This is a genomic window from Modestobacter sp. SSW1-42, from assembly GCF_046635825.1.
Classification (GTDB): Bacteria; Actinomycetota; Actinomycetes; order Mycobacteriales; family Geodermatophilaceae; genus Modestobacter.
The window spans coordinates 986,111-998,731 of the sequence record NZ_JBISCA010000002.1 but is presented as its reverse complement, the minus strand read 5'-3'; the positions used below and the strand labels follow the sequence as shown (position 1 = coordinate 998,731).

General features: G+C 72.3%; 13 protein-coding genes. 5 read left to right on the top strand and 8 right to left on the bottom strand.

The features are described from left to right. The first annotated feature begins 75 nt into the window (after positions 1–75). Positions 76–282: a helix-turn-helix transcriptional regulator gene (locus tag ACGBYP_RS10215; protein ID WP_411583638.1), complete on the top strand. Its 207-nt coding sequence runs from the start codon at positions 76–78 to the stop codon at positions 280–282. Between the two features lie 141 nt (positions 283–423). Continuing rightward, positions 424–1,545, top strand: a complete 1,122-nt coding sequence (locus ACGBYP_RS10210; RefSeq protein WP_411583636.1) for a tyrosine-type recombinase/integrase — start codon at positions 424–426, stop codon at positions 1,543–1,545. On the opposite strand, the gene ACGBYP_RS10205 is transcribed toward ACGBYP_RS10210, so the two are convergent. Together ACGBYP_RS10205 and ACGBYP_RS10200 are read right to left on the bottom strand one after the other, a co-directional pair. Continuing rightward, positions 1,542–2,345 (bottom strand): exodeoxyribonuclease III, encoded by an 804-nt coding sequence (locus ACGBYP_RS10205; protein WP_411583634.1) that lies wholly within the window; start codon positions 2,343–2,345, stop codon positions 1,542–1,544. The two genes, ACGBYP_RS10210 and ACGBYP_RS10205, sit on opposite strands and share 4 nt — an antisense overlap. A 55-nt stretch (positions 2,346–2,400) precedes the next feature. Continuing rightward, a complete protein-coding gene (locus tag ACGBYP_RS10200) occupies positions 2,401–3,363 on the bottom strand; it encodes an acyl-ACP desaturase (protein ID WP_411583632.1) in 963 nt (320 codons plus the stop codon). A gap of 206 nt (positions 3,364–3,569) precedes the next feature. Between ACGBYP_RS10200 and ACGBYP_RS10195 the strand changes: the two genes are divergently transcribed. Continuing rightward, entirely contained in the window at positions 3,570–5,216 is a 1,647-nt protein-coding gene (locus ACGBYP_RS10195; protein WP_411583630.1) for an LCP family protein, read from the top strand. A 10-nt stretch (positions 5,217–5,226) separates the two neighbouring features. Here ACGBYP_RS10195 and ACGBYP_RS10190 read toward each other — a convergent pair whose 3' ends face one another. After that, complete coding sequence (locus ACGBYP_RS10190; RefSeq protein WP_411583628.1) at positions 5,227–5,610, bottom strand: VOC family protein; 384 nt, start codon at positions 5,608–5,610, stop codon at positions 5,227–5,229. An 89-nt stretch (positions 5,611–5,699) separates the two neighbouring features. Here ACGBYP_RS10190 and ACGBYP_RS10185 point away from each other — a divergent pair, with 89 nt between their 5' ends. Then, positions 5,700–5,897 (top strand): hypothetical protein, encoded by a 198-nt coding sequence (locus tag ACGBYP_RS10185; protein WP_411583626.1) that lies wholly within the window; start codon positions 5,700–5,702, stop codon positions 5,895–5,897. A gap of 72 nt (positions 5,898–5,969) precedes the next feature. On the opposite strand, the gene ACGBYP_RS10180 is transcribed toward ACGBYP_RS10185, so the two are convergent. From ACGBYP_RS10180 to ACGBYP_RS10170, 3 genes are all read right to left on the bottom strand, one after another. Beyond that, entirely contained in the window at positions 5,970–6,443 is a 474-nt protein-coding gene (locus tag ACGBYP_RS10180) for a DUF4383 domain-containing protein (protein WP_411583624.1), read from the bottom strand. 128 nt (positions 6,444–6,571) lie between these two features. After that, positions 6,572–8,236 (bottom strand): carbamoyltransferase, encoded by a 1,665-nt coding sequence (locus ACGBYP_RS10175; RefSeq protein ID WP_411583622.1) that lies wholly within the window; start codon positions 8,234–8,236, stop codon positions 6,572–6,574. 111 nt (positions 8,237–8,347) lie between these two features. Then, on the bottom strand, positions 8,348–10,066 hold the full coding sequence (locus ACGBYP_RS10170; RefSeq protein ID WP_411583620.1) for a RecQ family ATP-dependent DNA helicase: 1,719 nt from the start codon (positions 10,064–10,066) through the stop codon (positions 8,348–8,350). Between the two features lie 161 nt (positions 10,067–10,227). On the opposite strand from ACGBYP_RS10170, the gene ACGBYP_RS10165 reads away from it, so the two are divergent. Then, the gene (locus ACGBYP_RS10165; RefSeq protein WP_411583618.1) at positions 10,228–10,620 is read left to right on the top strand and encodes a TOBE domain-containing protein; all 393 of its coding nucleotides are present in this window, start codon (positions 10,228–10,230) and stop codon (positions 10,618–10,620) included. 12 nt (positions 10,621–10,632) lie between these two features. Here the strand turns inward: ACGBYP_RS10165 and ACGBYP_RS10160 are convergent, their stop codons facing one another. Together ACGBYP_RS10160 and ACGBYP_RS10155 are read right to left on the bottom strand one after the other, a co-directional pair. Beyond that, on the bottom strand, positions 10,633–11,097 hold the full coding sequence (locus tag ACGBYP_RS10160) for a DUF779 domain-containing protein (protein WP_411583711.1): 465 nt from the start codon (positions 11,095–11,097) through the stop codon (positions 10,633–10,635). Then, entirely contained in the window at positions 11,094–12,617 is a 1,524-nt protein-coding gene (locus ACGBYP_RS10155) for an aldehyde dehydrogenase family protein (protein ID WP_411583616.1), read from the bottom strand. The genes ACGBYP_RS10160 and ACGBYP_RS10155 overlap by 4 nt, the downstream gene beginning before the upstream one ends. Positions 12,618–12,621 lie beyond the last annotated feature (4 nt).

Below are 12,621 nucleotides of genomic sequence, written 5' to 3'. Positions count from 1 at the left end.
GCACTGTCACCAACGGCCGAGAAATGGCGCCTTCTACAGGCGAACCGCCGACCCCACCCCGCCAGGAGCCAGCCCATGCCCGACCACCCCGCCGGCCACCCCGATCTCCTCACCATCACCGAGGCCGCTGAACTATTGCGCGCCCCCGTCGCCACCCTCCGGTACTGGCGCCACCTCGGCACAGGACCGCGCAGCTTCCGCCTCGGCCGCCGCGTCCTCTACCGCTACGACGACGTCCAGACGTGGGTCGAGGAGCAGCTGGACCGGAGCAGCGACGGATAGCGGGCCCGCGGAGGCATGACGGCCGGCGAATGGCTGCCTGGCCTCGTCACATCCCTCAGGCATGCTACGTGTCGCACCGTCCCGTCCAAGCCGCGACACCGGTCCTAAGCAAGCCGCGCAAGAGACATGGAGGAGTCCGCCATGGCGAGCGTCGAAAAGCTGGTCCGCGACGGGCGGACGACCTACCAGGCGAGGTGGCGGGACGACCAGGGCAGGCAGCGCAAGAAGTCGTTCGCCAGGAAGGGCGACGCCGATCGTCACGCCGCGACGGTCGAGGCGGACAAGGCGCGCGGCACGTACATCGAACCCTCGAAGACCACCGTCGCCGAATACGCCCGGAGGTGGGCGGATGCCCGGCCGCACCGGCCGACCACCGCACGGCGGACCGAGATGATGATCCGACTGCACATCGACGCGACGCGTCTCGGTGGCCGGAAGCTCGCGGACGTGCGCCCATCCGAGGTCCAGGCGTGGGCCACCGACCGGTCAAGGGTGCTGGCCCCGACCACCCTGCGACAAGCCGTCGGGCTGCTGCGAAGCGTGTACGGGGCCGCAGTCCTCGATAGGCTGGTGGCCTCTTCACCCGTCGTCCGCATCCAACTTCCTCGGCACGAGCGGGAGCGGGTCGTGCCGCTGTCGGTCGAGCAGATCGCGGCGCTCGCCCGGGCCATGCCGGAGCGCTACCGCGCGATGGTCCTCACCCAGGCCGGGCTCGGGCTCCGGATCGGCGAGCTGCTCGCGCTCCGCGTCCAGGACGTCGACTTCCTGCGCCGCACCGTGCGGATCGAGTGGCAATTCACCCAGGGATCGAAGGGTGCGCGGAGCGAACCGAAGACTCCCCGGTCGAAGCGGACGATCCCGTTGCCTCGCGTGGTTGCCGAAGCGCTGGCCTCTCACCTGGTGGCTTCACCCGCGGCCGAGGACGGAACGATCTTCACCACAGGGAAGGGCGCCCCGCTCGGGCACGTCTACTACGGCCACAACCTGATGGGCCGGGCGGTGACCACGGCGGGGCTACCGAAGGGAACGACGAGCCACGACCTGCGACACCACTACGCCAGCGTCCTCCTCGCGGCCGGTGAGTCGGTCGTGGCGGTCGCCGAGCGGCTGGGGCACGAAGACGCCTCCTTAGTCCTGAGCACCTACGGGCACCTCATGCCGGACTCTGATGACCGCACGCGCAGCGCCGTCGACGCGGCGTGGGACGCAGTCGGTGCGTCGTGTGCCCCAGATGTGCCCCAGAACGTCAACGCGGTCCGTTAGTCGGCGAGCTCGACGACCACGGGCGCGTGGTCGCTGGCCCCCTTGCCCTTGCGCTCCTCGCGATCTACCAGGCCATTCGTCACCCGGGCGGCGAGCGCGGGGGAGCCGAGGACGAAATCGATGCGCATGCCCTCGCGGCGGGGGAAGCGCAGCTGCGTGTAGTCCCAGTAGGTGTAGACCCCGGGGCCGGGCGTGTGCGGGCGGACGACGTCGGCGAACCCGGCCTCCACCATGGCGGCGAACGCGGCCCGCTCGGTCGGCGAGACGTGCGTGGAGTGCGCGAAGACCGCCATGTCCCAGACGTCGTCGTCCTGCGGGGCGATGTTCCAGTCGCCGACCAGGGCGACCTGCGCCTCGGCGTCCTCGGTCAGCCAGCCGGCGGCGCTGACCCGCAGCGCCTCGAGCCACTCGAGCTTGTACTGCAGGTGCGGGTCGGTGAGGCTGCGGCCGTTGGGCACGTACAGGCTCCACACCCGCACGCCGCCGCAGGTCGCGCCGATCGCCCGCGCCTCGGGGGCGGGCTCGACGCCCTCCTTGGACGACCACGACGGCATCCCCGGGAAGCCGACCTGGACGTCGGCGAGCCCGACCCGGGACAGCAGGGCGACGCCGTTCCACTGCGAGTAGCCGACGTGGGCCACCTCGTAGCCGAGGGCCTCGAAGCGCTCGGTGGGGAACTGCTCGTCCTTGCACTTGGTCTCCTGCAGCGCCAGGACGTCGACGTCGCTGCGCCGCAGCCAGGCCTCCACCCGGTCGGCCCTGCTGCGGATGGAGTTGACGTTCCAGGTGGCGAGGCGCACGTCCACGAGCCTAAGTGGAGTCCCCAGGGTGCGTTTCTGGCGCCCTGGGACTCCATCACGCCTGGGACAGCGGCGCGATCTCCGTGTCGGACTTCGCCTGCAGCCGGGCGCGCATGCGGTCGCGGCTCTCCACGAACTTGGTCGCCTGGGCGTCCAGGCCGGTCATGAACCGGGCCAGCTCCTCGCGCGCCTGCTCGCCGGCGGGGCCGAGGTTGGTGCGCTCGAAGACCTTCCAGGCGCGGAGCACCGGCGAGATGACCTCGTCGTGGTGCAGCCGCAGGTCGTAGATGCCGGCCTTGGCGATGAGCACGGAGTTCTTGCGGAAGCCGGCCATCGAGGCGCCGGGCATCTCGAAGCGCATGACCTCGTCGGCGACCGCGCGCATCGTCTCGTCCGGGGCGATGTCGAACGCCGCGGAGACGATGTTGCGGTAGAAGACCATGTGCAGGTTCTCGTCCTTGGCGATCCGGGCGAGCAGCTTGTCCGCGATCGGGTCGCCGGTGGCCTTGCCGGTGTTGCGGTGGCTGACCCGGGTCGCGAGCTCCTGGAACGAGACGTACGCGACGGCCTCGAGGGCGGTCTTGTCGCCGGAGTCGTAGCCGGAGGTCATGTAGTCCATCCGGGCGCGCTCGAGCTCGACCGGGTCGACGCCGCGGGTGACCACCAGGTAGTCGCGCAGCGCGATGCCGTGCCGGTTCTCCTCCGCCGTCCAGCGGCCGACCCAGGTGCCCCACGCGCCGTCCCGGCCGAAGCGGGTGGCGATCTCGCGGTGGTAGCTGGGGAGGTTGTCCTCGGTGAGCAGGTTGGTGAACATGGCCGCCTTGGCGGTCTCGTCCAGCTTCGACTGCTCCGGCGCCCAGTCCTCACCGCCGAGGGCGGCGAAGTCGCGGCCCTGCGACCACGGGACGTAGTCGTGCGGGTGCCACTCCTGGGCCAGGGCCAGGTGGCGGTCGAGGTTCTCCTCGACCACCGACTCCAGCTCGATCAGCAGTGCTGCCTCGGTCGGCGTCTTCGACACGGTGGCCTCCTGGGTCCCTGCCTGCGGATCTCGTAACGTACGTGACCCGGACGACGACGGCGCGTTGCGCGCCGCCCGTGTGAGCGGCGCGCCGTGGCTGATACCACCTCCTGTGGAGGAGTTGTGGGAGGTCAGGCTGGTGGCGCGCGGCGGGATCGGTGCGATCATGGCCAGATGACCGAGTTCCCGGCGCGCGTGACGGTCGCGTGAGCGACGACACCCCCTCGCCCCGGCGGTCCCGGCACGGCGACGACCCCTCCGGCGTCCCGGCCCGCAGCGGCAGCTCCGTCTACGTCGACCCCGACCGGTCACCGCACGCGCACCGACGGGCGCGCCGCGCCAAGGGCTTCGGCTCCGCGCTGCTGCTGACCGTCGCCGGCACCGTCGTCCCCGGGACGGCGTTCCTGGCCACCGGCCGCCGCAGGGTCGGTGCCGCGCTCCTCGCCCTCTTCCTGCTGCTCGTGGCCGGCGGGGTCGTCCTGGCCACCGTCGCGCAGCGGGACGTCGTCCGGCTCGCCGTCGACTCCACCGCGCTGCGCTGGATCATCGCGGGCATCGTCGTCCTGGCGCTGGGCTGGCTGGCCGTCGTGGTCACCGGGTACCTCACGGTGCGGCCGCGGCGGCTGCGCCCCTGGCAGCGCGGCGTGGGCATCGGCGTCGTGGCGGTCCTGTGCGCGGCCGTGGTGGTCCCGGCCGCGTGGGGCGTGCAGCTGGCCGTCGCGCAGCGCGACCTGGTCGACGCCGTCTTCGACGACGGCGACAGCGCCACGGTCACCCAGCCCGTCGACCAGGCCGACCCGTTCGGCGGTCAGGACGAGATCAACATCCTGCTGCTCGGCGGCGACGGCGGGGCCGGGCGCGAGGGCGTGCGCACCGACACGGTGATCGTGGCCAACGTGCAGGTCGCCACCGGCGCCACCACGCTGTTCAGCCTGCCGCGCAACCTCGAGGACCTCCCCTTCCCGGCCTCCAGCCCGCTGGCCGCCCTCTACCCCGAGGGCTTCGACGCCGGCAGCGAGAGCGAGAGCCTGCTCAACGCGGTCTACCGCAACGGCCCGGCCCAGCACCCCGACGTCCTGGGCCCCACCGACGACGCGGGCGCCGACTTCCTCAAGCTCGGCGTCGGCGAGGCGCTGGGCCTGAAGATCGACTACTACGTGCTGGTCAACCTCGACGGGTTCAGCCGGCTGGTCGACGCCCTCGGCGGGCTGCGGTTGAACGTCAACTACTACGTCCCGGTCAACGGCGACACCGCCACCGGCGCGCTGCCCGACCGCTACATCGCCCCCGGCCCCGACCAGCTGATGGGCGGGGTCGAGGCGCTCGACTTCGCCCGCGGCCGGTACGGGCTGTCGGACTACCTGCGGATGGACCGCCAGCGCTGCGTGCTGCAGGCCATCGTCGACGCCGCCGACCCGGTGACGCTGCTCTCCCGCTACCAGGAGCTGGCCCGCACCACCCAGGACATCGTCAGCTCCGACGTCCCCTCCGGCGTGCTCGGCGACGTCGTGGACCTCGCGTTCCAGGTCAAGGACGCCGGCATCCGCAGCGTGGTCTTCGACGACACGGTGATCAACCCGGCCTACCCGGACTACGACCGGATCCGCGCCCTGGTCCAGGAGGCGCTGCGGCCCGCCCAGGCCGGCGGCGACACGACGGCACCGGCGCCGTCGACCTCGGCGGCCCCGACCCCCGCCCCGACGCCGGCGCCGTCCAGTACGCCGCCGGCAGCCACCCCGCCGCCCGCGGGCAACGGCGGCGTCGCCTCCCAGGTCACCGACGCCTGCGCCTACGACCCGGTGCAGGCCGCCGCGGCCGTGGCCGCCGGTGAGCCGCCGAGCCGGAGCCGCTGACGCCCCACCCTCACGCGCCGGCGAGCTGGATCAGGTTGCCGCAGGTGTCGTCGAGGACGGCGACGGTCATCGGGCCCATGCTCAGCGGCGGCTGGGTGAAGACCACGCCGGCCGCCACGAGCCGCTCGTGCTCGGCCCGGACGTCGTCCACGGCGAACGCGGTGAACGGGATGCCGTCGGCGACCAGCGCCTGCTTGAACGCCCGGGCCGCGGGGTGCGCGTCGGGCTCGAGCACCAGCTCCACGCCGTCCGGGCTCTGCGCCGACACGACGGTGAGCCAGCGGTGCTCGCCGACGGGGACGTCGTTCTTGACGACGAAGCCGAGCAGGTCGGTGTAGAACCGCAGCGCCTTCTCCTGGTCGTCGACGAAGACGCTGGTCATGGCGATCCTCACGGGGCTCCTGTCCGGTGCGGTCGGCGCCCCCCTGGCGGCGGCGCGGTCGGTCCATCCTGGCCGATCGGTGCGTCGCTAGGGTCGGGGGCATGACCTCACCGGACCCCCTCAGCCGGCGCGAGCGGCTGGCCGCCCTGTTCGTGCTGGGCGTCGCCGTCGTCCTGGTGCTCTCCTCGCCCACCTGGTTCGGCAGCGACCGCGCGGGCGTCGGGATCGCCCAGGTGGTGGTGGGCGTCGTCCTGGCCGGGGTGGGCGCCTTCCTGCTGCGCCGCTCGCGGGCGCGCTGACACGCCACCGCCCGGGCACCGTGGGGTGTCCGGGCAGTGGCGTGCGGTCCGGGGCGGGGCCCCGGGGGTGGTTCAGCGCAGCGAGGCGTTGCGGCCGCGCTCCACGGTGACGGTCTTGACCGGGCCGAAGGCGATGATCGCGCCCACGATCGCGGTGACGATGTGCAGGATGTTGTCGGCCCAGTTCAGGTTCAGGAAGTCCCAGTCCTGGCCGACGGCGAACAGGCCGTAGACGAAGGCCGCGCCGTAGCCGACCAGGAGCAGCAGGCCGTAGGTGCGCGCGCCCTTGAGGGTGCGGGACAGCGCGATGCCGACGACGCCGATGAGGATGTGCACGACGTTGTGCGCCGGGTTGATCATGAACCCGAGCAGGGTGTCGTCGTGGCTCATCGACGAGCCGTTCATGTTGCCGAAGAAGTCGCCGAAGCCGGTGATGAAGAAGCCGATGACGCCGATCAGCGTGTAGATCACGCCGAAGGCCAGGGCCAGCTGCTGCGGCCAGGTCATCCCGCGCGAGCCAGCGCCGGGCAGGTCTGCTGTGGACACGGTCGTTCCTCCGAATGAGTGTGCGCCCACGGGGTCTAGGTGGGCCGGATCCAGGAGTTCCCTGCCCGGACCAGCGGAAACGCCCCGTCACCCACAAGGGTGACGGGGCGTTCCGGGACGCGGGTGGCTCAGGCGGTCGGCCGGGGGGTCGCCTTCGGACGGCGGACGACGAACGGGCCGATCGCCAGCAGGTCGACCGGAGCCGAGCCGAAGCACTCCAGGGCGTCCCGCGGGTCGTCGACCATCGGGCGCCCGGCGGTGTTCAGGCTGGTGTTGACCACGATCGGCAGCCCGGTGCGCCGCTCGAACGACGAGATCATCCGGTGCACCAGCGGGTCGACGTCCGGGTCGATCGTCTGGATCCGCGCCGTCCCGTCGACGTGCGTGACGGTGGGGATCTTCTCGCGCCACTCCGGCGCCACGTCGTGCACGAAGAGCATGTACGGCGAGGGGATCGGGCCGCGGCTGAAGATGTCGGGGGCCCGCTCCAGCAGCACCATCGGCGCGACCGGGCGGAACTGCTCGCGGCCCTTGACGTCGTTCATCCGCTCGAGGTTGCCCTCGAAGCCGGGGTGCGCCATCAGCGAGCGGCGGCCCAGCGCGCGGGGGCCGAACTCGCTGCGGCCCTGGAACCAGGCGACGATGCCGTTGTCGGCCAGCACCTCGGCCACGGCCTCGGCGACGTCGTCCGGGCGCTCGTAGTCGATCGCGGCGGTGACGAGGACCTGCTCGATCTCCTCGTCGGTCCAGCCGCGGCCGAGCGCGGCCCCCGGCATCGGCTGGGTCTCCTCGCCGAGCTCGCGCGCCACGTGCAGCGCCGCGCCCAGGGCCGTGCCGGCGTCTCCGGCGGCCGGCTGGACCCAGACCTCCTCGAACGGGCTCTCGGCGAGGATGCGGGTGTTGGCCACGCAGTTGAGCGCGGTGCCACCGGCGAGGGTGAGGACCTTGTCGCCGGTCTGGGCGTGCACCCAGGTGGCGAGGTCGATGAGGACCTCCTCCAGGCGCTGCTGGACGCTGGCGGCGAGGTCGGCGTGCGCCTCGGTCCACTGCTCGCCCTTGCCCAGGCGCGGCGCGAACTCGGTGTAGTCGATCTTCTCGGTGCGGAAGCCGCCGTCGTCGGTGGCCCGGATGAACTCCGACAGCGCGCCGACGAAGCGCGGCTTGCCGTAGGAGGCCATCGCCATGACCTTGAACTCGTCGGAGCTGCGCAGGAAGCCGAGGTGGTCGGTGAGGTCCTCGTACATCAGGCCCAGCGAGTGCGGCAGCGCCTGACCGGCGATGACCTCGAGCCGGCCGTCGCGGTAGCGGCCCGCCAGGTGGCTGTGCGCCTCGCCGCGACCGTCGAGCACCAGCACCGCGTTGTCCCGCAGGCCGGCACGCGCGGGCGCGGCCAGGCCGGCAGAGGCGGCGTGGGCGACGTGGTGCTTGACGAAGCGGACCTTGGCCGGGTCGAGCCCGGGCAGGGCGTGGGCCAGGAAGTCCGGCGCCATCTCGGCGTACTTCTTGCGCATGACGTCGCCGTCGTCGAAGAGCCCGGACTCCTCCGGGGTGCCCATCAGGGCCGGGTCGAAGGAGTAGGCGACCGCGTCGAGCTCCTCGGGACGGATCCCGGCCTTCTCCAGGCACCAGGCCGCGGACAGCTCGGGCAGCTCCCAGGCGCTCCACGGCAGCGGGCGCTTGCCGTGCTTGCGGCGGCTGAAGCGCTCCTCCTCTGCCGCGGCCACGACCTCGCCGTCGACGACGAGCGCCGCCGACGGGTCGTGGTAGATCGCGTTGATGCCCAGCACCTTCACGTGCGCACTCCTCCCGGCCGGACACGTACTGCCCGGTCCTCGCCTTGATGATCGCAGTGTGCAGGACCGTCACGCACGGTCAGGTGCGGCCGTTCACCTCGCCGGGGGACCTCAGCCGGCGCGGCGGGTGAGCAGCGCGTGGTCGATCACGGCCTGGAGCGCCAGCGTCTTGTAGCCGACCTCCTCGAACAGGACGACGATCCGGTCGTCCTCGTGGCGCATGACGACGCCCGGGCCCCACTCGCTGTGCTCGACCGCGGAGTCGAGCGGGAACGGGTGGTCGGCGTCGGCGGTGTGCTGCTGGTGCGACAGGCCCGCGCTGCAGTTGTCGCAGTTGCCGCACGGCTCGTCGAGCTGCTCGCCGAAGTAGCCGAGCAGGTACTGGCGACGGCAGCCGGTGGTGTCGGCGTAGCCGCGCATCATCTCGATCCGGCTCTCGTCGACCTTGATGTGCTGCTGGGCGACCAGCCGGGCGGCCGCGGCGGCCTCGCCCGGCGCGGGGGCGTCCGGGGCCGGTGACGCCGTCCCGTCGTCGTCGAGCACGACGGCGCCGGCCTGCTCCAGCAGGTTCAGGTCGCGCACCAGCGGCGTCGCGGCCCGGCCGGTCTCCTCGCGCAGCTCGTGGACGTCGACGCCGTCCATCCCGGCCTCCGCGCCCGCGCGCACCAGCCCGGCGACCTGCTGCAGCTCCTCCTCGGCCGGCGCCCCGGCGGCGAAGAACTTGCGGATCCCCAGGTCCTCCTGCCGGTACACCAGGACGGCGACGGCGGGCTCGCCGTCCCGGCCGGCGCGGCCGATCTCCTGGTAGTAGCTGTCGACGGAGTCCGCGGGCTCGGCGTGCACCACGAACCGGGTCTCGGGCTTGTCGATGCCCATCCCGAACGCGGTGGTGGCGACGACGACGTCCAGCTCGTCGTCCATGTACCGCCGCTGGACCTCCTCGCGGTCGCTCTTCTTGAGCCCCGCGTGGTAGGCCGCGGCGCGCAGGCCGCGGCCGGTGAGCGACTCGGCGAACTCCTCGGTGCCCTTGCGGGTGGCGCTGTAGAGGATGCCGATGCCCTGCTGGGTCAGGTCGCAGACCTTGTCCAGGATCGCGTGGTGCTTGTGCTGGGCGTCGGCGTGGTGCTCGACCTCCAGCCGGATCTCCGGGCGGTCGAAGCCGGCGACGACGACCGCCGGGTCGGCCATCTCCAGCCGCTCGACGATCTCGGCGCGCACCGGGGGCGCGGCGGTCGCGGTGAGCGCCAGCACCGTGGGGTGGCCCAGCTGCTGGACGACGCCGCCCAGGCGCAGGTAGTCGGGGCGGAAGTCGTGGCCCCAGGCGGAGACGCAGTGCGCCTCGTCGACGACGAACAACGCCGGCGCCGACGTCCGGATCGCCTCGACCACCTCGGGCTTGGCCAGCTGCTCGGGGGCGAGGAAGCAGTAGCGGACCGTCCCGTCGCGCATGCCGTCCAGCACGGCCTGGTGCTCGAGCGCCGACAGGCCGGAGTTGAGGACGGCGGCCCGGCCGACAGCGTCCTCGCCCAGCTCCTCCAGACGTTGCACCTGGTCGCGCTGCAGGGCGATGAGCGGGGAGACGATGAGCACCGGCCCGTCGAGCAGCAGGCCGGCGACGGTGTAGACCGCGGACTTGCCCGCGCCCGAGGGCAGCACGGCGAGGGTGTCCCGGCCCGCGGCGACCGCCTTCATGGCGTCCTCCTGGCCGGGGCGGAACTCCGTGAAGCCGAGGACGTCGCGGGCGACCTGCCGGATCCGGCGGGTGCGCACCGACGCCGACCCCCCGGCCTTCGTGGTCGGGTCGGCGGGGCGCTGGACGGTCGCAGTCACCGGCCCCGACTTCCCGGGGCCCGAGATCGACAAACGACCCGCAGGTCAGGCCGGGGTTCTCGGTGGATCTACCCGGTTGCCTACGACCATGTGCTTCTGCCGTCCTCAGCTGCGGCGTCCGGCGCCTTGTGGAACCGCAGCTGCGGACCTAGCTTCACCGCGTGCCCACCTCCTACCGGATCGCCGAGGCGGCTGCGCTGCTCGGGGTCAGCGACGACACGGTGCGCCGCTGGATCGACGGCGAGCGGCTCGCCGCCACCCGCGACGGCGGCCCCGCCCAGGTCGACGGCGCCGACCTGGCCCGGCTGGCCGGGGAGCTGCACGCGGCCCCGCAGCCGGGCGCCACTCGCTCGTCCTCGGCCCGCAACCGGCTCACCGGCATCGTGACCCGGGTCGTGCGCGACACCGTGATGGCGCAGGTGGAGATCCAGGCCGGGCCGTTCCGGGTGGTCTCGCTGATGTCCCGCGAGGCCGCCGACGAGCTCGGGCTCGAGCCCGGCGTCCGCGCCGTCGCCACCGTCAAGGCCACCCAGGTCAGCGTCGACGTCCCCTGAGACGTGGTCCGGTCAGGGAACGTCCCGACCCCGGGGGGCGGGGCAGCTGTCCAGCCACCGCCGCTCGGCCTCGTCGAAGACCCGGCTGCGGATGAGGAACCGGACGCCCTCGGGCGCCTCCAGGCTGAAGCCGGCGCCCCGCCCGGGGACGACGTCCAGCAGCAGCTGGGTGTGTGCCCAGGCCGCGAACTGGGGACCGGAGATCCAGACCGGGCAGACGTCGTCGGGGATGGGCTCCCCGGGACGGTGCGCCGGCGGCGCCTCGGGGTGCGCGTCGTCGAGCAGGCCGAGCAGCACGTCGTCGTCGCCGACGATGAAGTCGCCGCGCGGGAAGCACATCGGCGCCGAGCCGTCGCAGCAGCCGCCGGACTGGTGGAACATCAGCGGGCCGTGCACCGCCCGGAGGCGACGGACGACGTCCGCCGCCTCCGGGGTGAGCGCGACCCGGGCGACCGGCTCGGCGGTGGTCCCGGTCAGAAGAACCCCTGGGCCTTCGTGCTGTAGCTGACCAGCAGGTTCTTGGTCTGCTGGTAGTGGTCGAGCATCATCTTGTGGTTCTCCCGGCCGATGCCGGAGGCCTTGTAGCCGCCGAAGGCCGCGTGTGCCGGGTAGGTGTGGTAGCTGTTCGTCCACACCCGGCCGGCCTGGATGTCCCGCCCGGCCCGGTAGGCGGTGTTGCCGTTGCGGCTCCACACCCCCGCCCCCAGGCCGTAGAGGGTGTCGTTGGCGATCGAGATGGCGTCGGCGTAGTCGGTGAAGCTCGCCACCGACAGCACCGGGCCGAAGATCTCCTCCTGGAAGACGCGCATGTCGTTGCGGCCCTCGAAGATCGTCGGCTGCACGTAGTAGCCGCCGTTGAGCTCGCCGCCGAGCATCGCCCGCTCGCCACCGGTGATCACCCGGGCACCCTCGGCCCGGCCGATGTCGATGTAGGACAGGATCTTCTCCAGCTGGTCGTTGCTGGCCTGCGCACCGATCATCGTGTCGGTGTCCAGCGGGTTGCCCTGCCGCACGGCCTTGGTCCGGATCGCACCCAGGGCCAGGAAGTCGTCGTAGATCGACCGTTCGATGAGCGCCCGCGAGGGACAGGTGCAGACCTCGCCCTGGTTGAGGGCGAACATCGTGAAGCCCTCCAACGCCTTGTCCTGGTAGTCGTCGGCGTGGTCCATCACGTCGGCGAAGAAGACGTTCGGGCTCTTCCCGCCCAGCTCCAGGGTGGCCGGGATGAGGTTCTGCGAGGCGTACTGCAGGATCAGCCGCCCGGTCGTGGTCTCCCCGGTGAAGGCGATCTTGCGGATCCGGTTGCTGGAGGCCAGCGGCTTGCCGGCCTCGACGCCGAAGCCGTTGACCACGTTGACCACCCCGGGCGGGAGCAGGTCGGCGATCAGCTCGATCAGGTGCAGGATCGACACCGGGGTCTGTTCGGCCGGCTTGAGGACGACGCAGTTGCCCGCCGCCAGCGCCGGCGCGAGCTTCCACGTGGCCATGAGGATCGGGAAGTTCCACGGGATGATCTGGCCGACGACGCCCAGCGGCTCGTGGAAGTGGTAGGCGACGGTGTCCTCGTCGAGCTGGGAGATCCCGCCCTCCTGTCCGCGGATCGCGCCGGCGAAGTAGCGGAAGTGGTCGATCGCCAGCGGCAGGTCGGCGGCCAGGGACTCGCGGATCGGCTTGCCGTTGTCCCACGTCTCGATGACCGCGAGCTGCTCGAGGTTCTGCTCCATCCGGTCGGCGATCTTGAGCAGGATCCCCGACCGCTCGGTCGCCGAGGTCTTCCCCCAGGTCTCGAACGCAGCCCACGCGGCGTCCAGCGCGGCGTCGATGTCGGCGGCGGTCCCGCGGGCGACCTCGCAGTAGACCTGCCCGGTGACCGGGGTGGGGTTCTCGAAGTACTGCCCACTGGCCGGCGGGGCCCACGCGCCGCCGATCCAGTTGTCGTAGCGCGGCTTGGGGGTGACCGCGCTGTCGGGGGTGCCGGGTGCGGCATAGGTGGTCATGCGT

Coding starts and splice junctions, on each gene's coding strand:
- ACGBYP_RS10210 (WP_411583636.1), top strand. CDS start 424: ATGGCGAGCGTCGAAAAGCTGGTCCGCGACGGGCGGACGACCTACCAG.
- ACGBYP_RS10185 (WP_411583626.1), top strand. CDS start 5,700: ATGACCTCACCGGACCCCCTCAGCCGGCGCGAGCGGCTGGCCGCCCTG.
- ACGBYP_RS10155 (WP_411583616.1), bottom strand. CDS start 12,617: ATGACCACCTATGCCGCACCCGGCACCCCCGACAGCGCGGTCACCCCC.
- ACGBYP_RS10215 (WP_411583638.1), top strand. CDS start 76: ATGCCCGACCACCCCGCCGGCCACCCCGATCTCCTCACCATCACCGAG.